Below are 11,249 nucleotides of genomic sequence, written 5' to 3' on the forward strand. Positions count from 1 at the left end.
GCACAACCTTGATCAACAGAATCAGCGCAAACCCGGACAGCAACGGCGTCGGCCAGAACTGCCCGGTGAGTACCCGCACGTTGATCAAACCGGTCATCACCAACCCCGCCACCCATACGTAACCAACGCCGCTGAAGCGTTGCAATGTCGCTTTGATGGAATGCTCTGTCGGCTGCCGCAGGATCATCACCAACAACATCAAACCGCCGAGCCAGGCGCCGACGCAGGTCAGGTGAATGATTTGATTGAGGATCAGCAATTGGCCATTGAGGCCGTCGAGCATGGCACCGTGGCCGACCGGGGCGAGGGTGGCCAGCAGCAGGCTGGCGAGGCCGATTCGCAGGGGCAGGTTTGCACGCAAGGGCGTCATCAGCAGCGCGACCAACAACGCATTGAGCAGCAAGTGCCAGCGCCAGACCTGGCCGAAAAATGTATTGCCCAGCACCAGTCGCAGGGTCGATGGATCGAATGCCGCGTCCCACGAACCGGCCATGCTGGCGGTGATCAGCAGCAACCAGCTAACGCCCGTGACCAACGCCACCGCCGCCAGCCAGCGGCTTGTTCTGGCCAATCGCCGATCCAGCTGTTCAGCGGCGCCATTAAGCAGCAGAGGCCTGAACACCCAGGCCCCGAACAGCATCAGCACAACGGTGAAATGCAGAAAGCGGCACAGCACCATCGCACTCGTCATGAATTACTGGCCAACCTTGAAGCTATAGGCGCCTTCGCTTTTGTGGGTATCGACCGACACCGCGTGCCATTCGACTTTGTAGGCACCCGCTGCCAACGGTGCGGCCGGGGTGACGATCAGGGTTTTCTTGTCGCTGCCTTCGGTGGCGAGGCTCTTCATCGGCACGTTGCTGCCGTCCTTGCTGATCGTGACCTTGGAAAAGGTCGCTTCAACACCTTCGGAAAACACCAGGCGCAGTTCCGACGGAGCGCTCACCGTGCTGTCGGCGGCCGGGGTCTGGTCTTTCAGATGGGCATGGGCAAACACCGACGAAGCGGCGAACAGCGAGCCGAGCAGGGCGACGGAGGTCAGGGTTTTCTTGAGCAGCATCGTGGAATACCTCTGAGGCGGGTTCGAAAAGGCGGTCAGTTTACCTGCGAGAAGCTGGGTGTACGAAGTTTCGTTTTCCCTTGTCGCCGCGAGGTAGAGCGGATGCTAGTCTTGACCAACGCTGTTGTCAGGGAGCCCTCATGGGCAATCACAAGATCGAGATTCGTCGCAGTAACGTCGAGAAAATTCTGTTGGGGGCCGAAAAGGTTTTCGCCGAAAAAGGTTTCGGCGGCACCGCCATGGCCGACATCGCCGCCGAAGTGCAACTGCCGCGTTCCAACCTGCATTACTACTTCAGCACCAAGGGCGAGTTGTACAGCGCCGTGCTGCTGGGTTTGCTGGACGTGTGGAAACAGGACGCCCTGTGCTTCGAGATGTTCGACGACCCGCGCGTGGTGCTCAGCAGCTACATCCGCGCCAAGATGAACCACTCCCGCAGCCGGCCTTACGGCTCCAAGGTATGGGCCAACGAAATCATCCATGGTGCGCCGACTCTGGGTGAGAAACTGGACGTCAGTCTGTACGACTGGGCCAAGATGAAAGAAGCGAAAATTCGCCAGTGGGTGGATGACAAACGCATCCTGCCGGTGGAACCTTCGAGCCTGCTGTACATGATCTGGGCGTCGACCCAGCACTACGCCGACTTTGATCATCAGGTGAATATTCTGAATGACCACCAGCCGTTGTCGGACATGCAGTTTGAGCGGGCGGTGCAGACGGTGACGAGTGTGATCTTGCGGGGAATCGGGTTGGAGCCGTGAATCAAAAGATCGCAGCCTCGTTTCACTCGACAGCTCCTACGAGGGATTGTGTAACCCTGTAGGAGCTGTCGAGTGAAACGAGGCTGCGATCCCTTGATCTTCAACGATCAAACAGCGACGTGGTACGGATTCCTCGGATCATGATTCCAATCCAGAAACGGCTTCCCGTTCTCCATCGGCACCATCTCAATACAATCCTGCACCGGGCACGTGATCTGACACAGATTGCACCCCACGCACTCATCATCAATCACTTCATATTTATGCGTCCCGTCCGCCTGCTTCAGGCTGGCAACTGCCTGGTGCGAAGTGTCTTCGCAAGCAATGTGGCAACGACCGCAACCAATGCAGGCCTCCTGGTCAATCCTGGCAATCACTTGATAGTTAATGTCCAGGTACTTCCAGTCCGTGGTGTTGCCCACCGCACGCCCGGAAAACTCTGACACGCTGGCGTAGCCCTGACTGTCCATCCAGCGCGATAAACCGTCCTTCATCTCCTCGACAATCCGGAAACCATGCAGCATCGCCGCCGTGCACACCTGCACCGAGCCGCTGCCCAGCGCAATAAACTCCGCGGCGTCGCGCCAGCTGCCGATGCCGCCAATGCCAGAGATCGGCAGGCCTTGCGTCAGTGGATCGCGGGCGATTTCAGCGACCATATTCAGGGCAATCGGCTTCACCGCCGAACCGCAATAACCACCATGAGTGCTTTGGCTGCCCACGGCGGGATTGGCGACCATGCGCTCCAGGTTGACGCTGGTGATCGAGTTGATCGTGTTGATCAACGACACCGCATCGGCACCGCCGCGATGGGCCGCGCGGGCGGCGACGCGAATGTCGGTGATATTCGGCGTGAGTTTGACGATCACCGGCAGCGAGCAGTACGTCTTGCACCAACGGGTGACCTGCTCGACATACTCCGGCACCTGGCCGACTGCCGCGCCCATGCCGCGCTCCGGCATCCCATGCGGGCAACCGAAGTTCAGTTCGATGCCGTCGGCGCCTGTGGTTTCCACCAGCGGCAAGATGAATTTCCAGGATTCTTCGACACAGGGCACCATCAGCGACACGATCAGCGCGCGGTCCGGCCAGTCCTTTTTGACCTGGGTGATTTCCCGCAGGTTGATCTCCAGTGAGCGATCAGTGATCAGCTCGATGTTGTTGAAGCCCACCACTTCGCGGTTGGCACCGAAGTGCGCCGAGTAACGCGACGACACGTTGACCGCCGCCGGGTCTTCACCCAGGGTTTTCCAGACCACGCCACCCCAGCCGGCCTCGAAAGCGCGGACCACGTTGTAGGCCTTGTCGGTCGGTGGCGCGGAGGCCAGCCAGAACGGGTTGGGGGCTTTGATGCCGGCGAAGACAATCGAGAGATCGGCCATTTACGCAGCCTCCACGTTGAGCATGAGTTGGGCGTTGATGGCCTCGGCGGCCCGTTTGCCGTGCTGCACGGCCTGTACGGTGAGGTCCTGATCGAGGCTGGTGCAGTCGCCGCCGGCGTACACGCCGGGGATGCTGGTGCGCAGGTTTTCGTCCACTTGAATTCGCTCGCCCTGACGCTTGAGTTCACGGGCCAGCGGGTCGGCGAGGGCGCTGGCGTCGAAGGCCTGGCCGATGGCTTTGAAGATCGCATCGGCGGCCAGTTCGAAGGTGTCGCCGGTGGTTTGCAGGCGACCTTCGACTAACCAGGTCCGAGCGAAGCGCATGCCGCGTACTTGGCCTTGAGCATCGAGCAGGACTTCTTCGGGTTGTGCCCAGGTCAGCAAGCGCACTTGATTGGCTTTGGCGATGTCCTGTTCGTGGCCGGTGGCGCCCATTTCCTCGACACCGCGGCGGTACACCAGATTGACGTCGCGCGCCCCGAGGCGAGCCATTTGCACGGCCATGTCGATGGCGGTGTTGCCGGCGCCCAAAACGATACAACGGTCAGCGAGGGGGAGTTGGGTCAGGTCATCGGCCTGACGCAGTTCGCGGATGTAATCGGTGGCGGCCAGCAGACCGGGGGCATCTTCATGAGCAAGCCCCAGCTGTTTGCTGGCGGCCAGACCGAGCCCAAGGAACACCGCATCGAACTGCTGATGCAGTTCGCTGAGGGTCAGGTTCTCTCCGAGTTTCTGCCCGTGGCGGATTTCGATTCCGCCGATTTCCAATAGGAACTCGAGCTCCTTCTGCGCGTAGTCGTCCACCAGTTTGTACTTGGCGATCCCGTATTCGTTGAGGCCACCAGCCTTTTCCCGTGCCTCGAAAATCACCACGTCATGACCGTGCATGGCACTGCGGTGAGCGCAGGACAAACCGGCCGGACCGGCGCCGACCACGGCGATGCGCTTGCCGGTTGTTGCCGCACGCGTGAAGGGGTGTTCGCTGAAGTGTGCGTTGTCGATGGCGTAACGCTGCAACAGGCCGATCAGCACCGGTGCGCATTCATGGTCGTTGTTGCGCACGCAGGCTTGCTGGCAAAGAACCTCCGTCGGGCACACCCGGGCGCAACTGCCGCCGAGGATGTTCGCCGAGAGGATTTTCTGAGCGGCGCCCTGGACGTTTTCCTGGTGGATATTGCGGATGAATGACGGAATGTCGATCTCGCTCGGACAGGCATTCACGCAGGGCGCGTCGTAGCAGTACAGGCAACGCGAGGCTTCCAGATGGGCCTGACGGTCGTTGAGCGGCGGTGCCAGATCGGTGAAATGGCCGGCGAGGGCGGCCGCATTCTCGTGCGGATGCGGGAGGTGGTTCAGGGTCTTGATCACGGTGTTGGCCTCACGGTTATTTGAGGTGCTGCCTCTGATGGGCATTGGTTTTTGTGTTGCCTGGGCAGACGCCTTCGCGAGCAAGTCGAATCGTCGCACCGCCGCTCCCACATTTGAAATGCATTCCACTGTGGGAGCGTGGCTTGCCCGCGATGGCCGAAGGCCTCGATCTCAGCGTTTCACGGCAACAGGCCTGTTCATCTCAGCCCGCTTGCTCAGCAAATCAAACACCGCCGGATACGCCGGACGCTCGACATACCGCCCGGCACCACGCTCGGCGCGCAAATCACCATCGGCCCATACCACCCGGCCCTGGCTGACGGTGTGGCTCGGTACACCGCGCACGGTCTTGCCTTCGAAGATGTTGAAGTCCACTTGCTGATGGTGAGTTTTCGCCGAAATCGTCCGCGTACCTTCCGGATCCCACAGCACCAGATCCGCGTCCGCACCGACGCGAATCGCCCCTTTGCGCGGGTAGAGGTTGAAGATTTTCGCGGTATTGGTGGAGGTGAGTGCAACGAAGTGCTGCATCGATAAACGCCCGGTGTTCACCCCTTCATCCCAGAGCACTGCCATGCGGTCTTCGATACCGGCCGTGCCATTGGGGATTTTGCTGAAGTCGTCACGGCCAGCCGCTTTTTGCTCGGCGCAGAAGCAGCAATGGTCGGTGGCGGTGGTGTGCAGGTTGCCCGATTGCAGGCCGTGCCAAAGTGCTTCTTGATGGCCGCGCGGACGGAAGGGCGGGCTCATCACGTAACCGGCGGCGGTCTGCCAGTCCGGGTGTTGATAGACGCTGTCATCCAACAGCAGATGCCCGGCCAGGACCTCGCCGTAGACTTGTTGGCCCTTGCTGCGGGCGTAGGTGATTTCGTCGAGGGCTTCCTTGGTCGAGACATGCACCAGGTACAGCGGCGTGCCCAGGGTTTCGGCGATGCGGATCGCCCGACTGGCCGCTTCACCTTCCACTTGCGAAGGGCGCGACAACGGATGCGCTTCAGGGCCGGTCATGCCTTGGGCCATCAACTTGCGTTGCAGGTGATAGACCAGCTCACCGTTTTCCGCATGCACGGTCGGCACCGCGCCCAATTCCAGGCAGCGCTCGAAACTCGCCACCAGCGTGTCGTCGGCGGCCATGATCGCGTTCTTGTAGGCCATGAAATGCTTGAAGCTGTTGACCCCGTGCTGGCTGACCAGCTCAGCCATTTCCTCGCGGACCTGTTCGCTCCACCAGGTGATCGCGACATGGAAACCGTAATCCGACGCCGACTTCTCGGCCCAGCCGCGCCACTGATGAAAGGCTTCCATCAAGGATTGCTGCGGATTGGGAATCACAAAGTCGATGATCGAAGTCGTGCCACCAGCAAGTCCCGCTGCGGTACCACTGAAAAAGTCTTCACTGGCCACCGTGCCCATGAACGGCAGTTGCATGTGGGTGTGCGGATCGATGCCGCCGGGCATCAGGTATTGGCCGCTGCCGTCGAGCACTTCGGCACCCGCCGGAACATCAAGATTTTCGCCGATGGCTTTGATCACGCCGTCGGCGCAATAGACGTCGGCGCGATAACTTTCATCATGGGTAATAACGGTGGCGCCACGGATCAACAGAGACATTTCCGAGTTCCTCGCAGGCAATGACCGACTTGTGCCGGTTCTAAATGTTTTATATGAAGACGACGCAAACAGGCGTATTCCTGTCAGCGCTGTCAGGAATAAACGCTAGTCTGAGTTTAAGGATTGAGCAAGAATATTTTTTATAAGCTTATATCTGTTTTAACTTATTGATAATTAAAGGTTAAGCTCGTAAATCACCAAAATGGTGAGGCCTCTCACCATTTTGACGCACTTGACAGGTTCCAAAAATAGACGAGATTTCTTATGTGAAATCAGCCGCTTGAGGATGGTCTATGGTTGATGCGCGACGTTCAAAAAAAGTGGTATGCACCAGATTGAGTCCTGACTGTTCGGACAACTTGCCTGGCATTCGGCCTGAGTGAACAAGCAAGTAACCGGTGACTCATCGGCTATGTAAATAAAACTGATAAACATCAGTTGGTTACAAAGTTTTTATGGAACTGCCCGATGCGCAAACGGGGTGCCCGGCACGTTTATTGATGTCGCCAGCCCCTGATGAGCAACAATAATCAAAAGAACAGTGGAGCGGCCATGCAACAGATCAGATCGCAAGTGACCGAGCGCAACGGCTTGTTTGAACTTGAAGCCGGCAGCGACGTTCTCGACAGTCCCCGTTACAACCACGACATGGCACCGACCAAGGTGCACGAACGAACCTGGAACAAATGGCACATCACCGCATTGTGGGTCGGCATGGCGATCTGCGTTCCGACCTACACCCTCGGCGGCGTGCTCACCGCGCATTTCGGCCTGAGCGTCGGCGAAGCGCTGGTGGCGATTCTGTTCGCCAACATCATCGTACTGATCCCGTTGACCCTGAACGCCTTTCCCGGCACCAAGTACGGCATTCCGTTTCCGGTGTTGTTGCGTTCGTCCTTCGGCATCCTCGGCTCCAACATTCCGTGCCTGATCCGGGCGCTGGTGGCGTGTGGCTGGTTCGGCATTCAGACGATGTTCGGCGGGCTGGCCATTCACCTGTTTCTCGGCTCGGTGTTCGAGGATTGGAAAGCCCTTGGCGGTACCGGTGAGGTGATCGGGTTCATGGTGTTCTGGGCCTTGAACCTGTGGGTGGTGATTCGTGGCGCGGACTCGATCAAATGGCTGGAAACCCTCTCGGCACCGTTGTTGGTGCTGGTGGGCGCGGGGCTGCTGATGTGGGCGATGCCGAACGTATCGATGAGCGAATTGATGGCGATCCCGGCCAAGCGTCCGGAAGGGGCCAGCGTGGTCAGTTATTTTGCCGCCGGGCTGACCGCCATGGTCGGATTCTGGGCCACCTTGTCCCTGAACATTCCGGATTTCAGCCGCTACGCGAAAAGCCAGAAGGATCAGATCGTCGGGCAGATTATCGGCTTGCCCCTGACCATGTTTCTGTTCGCCTCCCTCGGCGTGGTGATGACCGCCGCCTCGGTAAAACTGGTGGGCGTCACCGTCTCCGATCCGGTCACCCTGATCGGCCATATCCAGAGCCCGGTCTGGGTCGCACTGGCCATGGCGCTGATCATCATCGCCACGCTGTCGACCAACACCGCGGCCAACATCGTTTCGCCGACCAACGATTTCCAGAACGTCGCGCCCAAGTTCATCAACCGCACCAAAGCGGTGTTGCTCACCGGCCTGGTCGGTTTGGCGCTGATGGCCCATGAGCTATTGAAAAAGCTCGGTTTGATCGTCTCGGATTTAAGCCTGGAGACGGTGTATTCCAACTGGTTGCTGGGCTATTCGAGCCTGTTGGGCCCGATTGCCGGGATCATGGTGGTGGACTATTTCCTGATCAAGAAACAGCAACTGGACCTGGCCGGACTTTACCGCGACGACGTTTATCCAGCGTGGAACTGGTTCGGGTTTATTGCGTTTGGTGTGCCGGTGGCGCTGACGCTGCTGTCGCTCGGCAGCGATGCATTCAGCTGGTTCTACGACTATGGCTGGTTCACCGGATCGGCACTGGGCGGACTGATTTATTACGGGTTGTGTTCGATGCGGTCCAGCCCGTCAATCGCGAAATCTGCGGTGTGATTGATGGCCTCATCGTCGGATCGCCGCCCGGACCAAGCTCGGCTCCCACAAGGGATCTTCAGCGTTCACAAAACCCTGTGGGAGCCGAGCCTGTTCGCGATGACGGCCTCAATTTCACCGATGCATTGCCTGAAGAAACCTATAGCAACTGCCTGAGGAGATCATCATGAACGCTGCCGTAGACGTTCTGCAGTCCACCCATCAGCACATCAACCGCGACCGCTTGTGGCAGTCGCTCATGGACCTGGCCAAGCTCGGCGCCACGGTCAAGGGCGGCGTCTGTCGCTTGGCCCTGACCGACCTCGACCGTAAGGCCCGGGACATTTTCGTCAACTGGTGTGAGGAGGCCGGTTGCACCGTCAGCATCGATGCCGTCGGCAACATCTTCGCCCGCCGCCCCGGCCGCAACCCGAACCTGCCACCGGTGATGACCGGCAGCCACATCGACACCCAACCCACCGGCGGCAAGTTCGACGGCTGCTTCGGCGTACTGGCCGGTGTCGAAGTGCTGCGCACCCTCAATGACCTGGGCGTGGAAACCGAAGCACCGCTGGAGGTCGTGGTCTGGACCAACGAAGAAGGCTCACGCTTCGCTCCGTGCATGATGGGCTCCGGCGTATTCGCAGAAAAATTCACCCTTGAAGAAACCCTGGCCAAGGTCGATGCCGAGGGCGTCACGGTCGGCGAAGCGTTGAACGCCATCGGCTACGCCGGCCCTCGCGAGGTCAGCGGCCATGCCGTCGGCGCCTATTTCGAGGCCCATATCGAACAAGGCCCGATCCTCGAAGACGAACGCAAAACCATCGGCGTGGTGATGGGCGCTCTCGGGCAGAAATGGTTCGACCTGAAACTGCGCGGCGTCGAAGCCCACGCCGGCCCGACGCCAATGCACCTGCGCAAGGATGCTCTGGTCGGCGCATCAGTGATCGTCGGTGCGGTCAACCGCGCTGCCCTCGGTCATCAACCGCACGCCTGCGGCACCGTTGGCTGCCTGCAAGCCTATCCCGGCTCACGCAACGTCATCCCCGGCGAAGTGCGCATGACCCTGGACTTCCGGCATCTGGAACCGGCGCGCCTGGACTCGATGATCGCCGAAGTCCGCGAAGTCATCGAAACCACCTGCGAAGAACACGGCCTGACCTTCGAACTCACGCCCACCGCCGATTTCCCGCCGCTGTACTTCGACAAGGGTTGCGTCGAAGCGGTACGCAGCGCCGCCCAAGGCTTGGGCCTGTCGCACATGGACATCGTCAGCGGAGCGGGGCACGACGCAATCTTCCTCGCGGAACTCGGCCCGGCCGGGATGATCTTCGTACCGTGCGAAGGCGGCATCAGCCACAACGAAATCGAAAACGCCGCGCCGGATGACCTGGCGGCCGGGTGTGCGGTGTTGTTGCGGGCGATGCTGGCGGCTTCGGCGGCGATTGCCAGTGGTCAATTGGCGGCTTGAAGACCAAAAGATCGCAGGCTGCGCCAGATCCTACATGGGAATGCGTGCCCCTGTAGGAGCTGGCGCAGCCTGCGATCTTTTGATGTTGCTCTTCATGTGTCACAAACCATGGTGCTGGATCGTCATCCTGTTGAATCCTTCAAACAGTGGAGCAACACGATGTCGTCCAACACCCAACCGGTCAACTTACTGCAATCGATTCCTCAGGTGTTCGAGAGCCTGACCCAGGTCCACGTCACCCTCGACAGCCACGACCTGGCCCCGACCCTCAAACACCTGCTGCACCTGCGAGCGTCGCAGATCAACCAATGCGGTTTCTGCGTGAAGATGCACACCCGCGAGGCCCGTGAAGCCAATGAAACCAACGAGCGGCTGGATCGCCTGATCGTCTGGCGCCACGTCAGCGATTTCAGCGCCGCTGAACGTGCGGCCCTGGCCTGGACCGAAGCCCTCACCGTACTCGATGAAAAGGCCGACTACGCCAGCCTGCGCGGTGACTTGCGCGAGCACTTCAACGACGCGCAAATCGGTGCCTTGACGGCCGAGATCGGCATGATCAACCTGTGGAACCGTTTGCAGGTGTCGAGGCACTGATTGATGAACTCCGCTGAAAACGCCGCCGCTGTGTTCGAGCAGCGCCGGCCCTTTTTGCAAGGCCTTGCTTATCGCATCCTCGGCTCCCGCGCCGAAGCCGAGGATGTCGTGCAAGAGCTGTTCATCAAATGGCTGGAGGCCGACCGCGCCGCCATTGCTACGCCGGCCGCCTGGCTGACCACGGCTTGCACCCGGCACTGCATCGATCTGCTGCGCTCGGCTCACAAGTCGCGGGTTGATTACGTCGGCACCTGGCTGCCGGAACCGATTCACACCACCCATCAGGATTCACCCGAACACAGGCATGAACTGGCCTCGTCGCTGTCCACCGCGTTCCTGTTGCTGCTGGAACGGCTAACCCCCAAGGAGCGTGCGGCGTACCTGCTCTACGAAATTTTCGACATGGATTACGCGCAAGTCGCTGACGCGGTCGGGGTTCAAGAATCCGCCTGCCGCAAACTGGTGTCCCGGGCCAAGGCCAGCCTCGGCAGCGGACAAACGCGCTTTCAGCCGGAACCAGCGCGTCAGGACCAATTGCTCAGCGCCTTCCATAGCGCCATCGCCAGTGGCTCGACCAACTCTCTGATGGCGATGCTGAGCGAAGACGTCGAACTCTGCGCCGACAGCGGCGGCAAGGCCTCGGCGATCCGCGAAACGTTGTCTGGCATTTCCAGCGTGCTGGATTTCATTGGCCAGTCGTTGCACGTCTATTGGCAGACTTGCGAATGGCTGCCCAGCGAAATCAATGGGGCACAAGGCGTGATCATCAAGGCGGGCGGGGTCATTACTGCATCGATGACGTTTGGGTTCGACGAAGCGGGGCGGGTGAGCCGGATTTTGATCATGCGCAATCCGCAGAAGTTGGCGGGGTTGGATGCATCGTTGCAAGTGCAATAGTCAAAAGATCGCAGCCTTCCGCAGCTCCTACATTGATTGCGTACATACATGGAATTTGCAGGTGTAAGCAAGCCCCTGTAGGAGCTGCG

Annotated in this window: 10 protein-coding genes; 5 read left to right on the top strand and 5 right to left on the bottom strand. The window is 59.8% G+C overall.

Going from position 1 to position 11,249, the window contains the following annotated elements:
- Both copD and copC read right to left on the bottom strand, forming a co-directional pair.
- A partial coding sequence (gene copD / locus WLY71_RS26530; protein ID WP_347805910.1) for a copper homeostasis membrane protein CopD occupies positions 1 to 691 on the bottom strand: 691 nt, incomplete at its 3' end.
- A 3-nt stretch (positions 692 to 694) separates the two neighbouring features.
- Positions 695 to 1,060 (bottom strand): copper homeostasis periplasmic binding protein CopC, encoded by a 366-nt coding sequence (gene copC, locus WLY71_RS26535; protein ID WP_347805911.1) that lies wholly within the window; start codon positions 1,058 to 1,060, stop codon positions 695 to 697.
- A 140-nt stretch (positions 1,061 to 1,200) separates the two neighbouring features.
- On the opposite strand from copC, the gene WLY71_RS26540 reads away from it, so the two are divergent.
- A complete protein-coding gene (locus tag WLY71_RS26540; RefSeq protein ID WP_347805912.1) occupies positions 1,201 to 1,821 on the top strand; it encodes a TetR/AcrR family transcriptional regulator in 621 nt (206 codons plus the stop codon).
- A 107-nt stretch (positions 1,822 to 1,928) separates the two neighbouring features.
- Here WLY71_RS26540 and preA read toward each other — a convergent pair whose 3' ends face one another.
- The 3 genes from preA to hydA form a co-directional block, all read right to left on the bottom strand.
- Positions 1,929 to 3,203 (bottom strand): NAD-dependent dihydropyrimidine dehydrogenase subunit PreA, encoded by a 1,275-nt coding sequence (gene preA / locus WLY71_RS26545; RefSeq protein ID WP_347805913.1) that lies wholly within the window; start codon positions 3,201 to 3,203, stop codon positions 1,929 to 1,931.
- Positions 3,204 to 4,571: an NAD(P)-dependent oxidoreductase gene (locus WLY71_RS26550; RefSeq protein ID WP_347805919.1), complete on the bottom strand. Its 1,368-nt coding sequence runs from the start codon at positions 4,569 to 4,571 to the stop codon at positions 3,204 to 3,206. It lies immediately after the preceding gene.
- A 171-nt stretch (positions 4,572 to 4,742) separates the two neighbouring features.
- Positions 4,743 to 6,182 carry a dihydropyrimidinase gene (hydA, locus tag WLY71_RS26555; RefSeq protein ID WP_347805914.1) on the bottom strand — a complete coding sequence of 480 codons (1,440 nt, stop codon included), beginning with the start codon at positions 6,180 to 6,182 and terminating at the stop codon, positions 4,743 to 4,745.
- A 552-nt stretch (positions 6,183 to 6,734) separates the two neighbouring features.
- Here hydA and WLY71_RS26560 point away from each other — a divergent pair.
- The 4 genes from WLY71_RS26560 to WLY71_RS26575 all read left to right on the top strand — a co-directional run bounded on the left by WLY71_RS26560 (position 6,735) and on the right by WLY71_RS26575 (position 11,160).
- Entirely contained in the window at positions 6,735 to 8,219 is a 1,485-nt protein-coding gene (locus WLY71_RS26560; protein WP_347805915.1) for an NCS1 family nucleobase:cation symporter-1, read from the top strand.
- Between the two features lie 166 nt (positions 8,220 to 8,385).
- A complete protein-coding gene (locus tag WLY71_RS26565; protein ID WP_347805916.1) occupies positions 8,386 to 9,669 on the top strand; it encodes a Zn-dependent hydrolase in 1,284 nt (427 codons plus the stop codon).
- Between the two features lie 159 nt (positions 9,670 to 9,828).
- Entirely contained in the window at positions 9,829 to 10,263 is a 435-nt protein-coding gene (locus tag WLY71_RS26570; RefSeq protein ID WP_347805917.1) for a carboxymuconolactone decarboxylase family protein, read from the top strand.
- Positions 10,264 to 10,266: 3 nt separating this feature from the next.
- Positions 10,267 to 11,160 carry a sigma-70 family RNA polymerase sigma factor gene (locus WLY71_RS26575; protein ID WP_347805918.1) on the top strand — a complete coding sequence of 298 codons (894 nt, stop codon included), beginning with the start codon at positions 10,267 to 10,269 and terminating at the stop codon, positions 11,158 to 11,160.
- Positions 11,161 to 11,249: the final 89 nt, after the last annotated feature.

This window comes from Pseudomonas rossensis (assembly GCF_039888995.1).
GTDB classification, from domain to species: Bacteria; Pseudomonadota; Gammaproteobacteria; order Pseudomonadales; family Pseudomonadaceae; genus Aquipseudomonas; species Aquipseudomonas rossensis.

What these genes read in the sequence shown, in the direction of transcription:
- WLY71_RS26565 (WP_347805916.1), top strand. Translation starts at nt 8,386, where the DNA reads ATGAACGCTGCCGTAGACGTTCTGCAGTCCACCCATCAGCACATCAAC.
- hydA (WP_347805914.1), bottom strand. Translation starts at nt 6,182, where the DNA reads ATGTCTCTGTTGATCCGTGGCGCCACCGTTATTACCCATGATGAAAGT.
- copC (WP_347805911.1), bottom strand. Translation starts at nt 1,060, where the DNA reads ATGCTGCTCAAGAAAACCCTGACCTCCGTCGCCCTGCTCGGCTCGCTG.
- WLY71_RS26570 (WP_347805917.1), top strand. Translation starts at nt 9,829, where the DNA reads ATGTCGTCCAACACCCAACCGGTCAACTTACTGCAATCGATTCCTCAG.
- WLY71_RS26575 (WP_347805918.1), top strand. Translation starts at nt 10,267, where the DNA reads ATGAACTCCGCTGAAAACGCCGCCGCTGTGTTCGAGCAGCGCCGGCCC.
- WLY71_RS26540 (WP_347805912.1), top strand. Translation starts at nt 1,201, where the DNA reads ATGGGCAATCACAAGATCGAGATTCGTCGCAGTAACGTCGAGAAAATT.
- WLY71_RS26560 (WP_347805915.1), top strand. Translation starts at nt 6,735, where the DNA reads ATGCAACAGATCAGATCGCAAGTGACCGAGCGCAACGGCTTGTTTGAA.
- preA (WP_347805913.1), bottom strand. Translation starts at nt 3,203, where the DNA reads ATGGCCGATCTCTCGATTGTCTTCGCCGGCATCAAAGCCCCCAACCCG.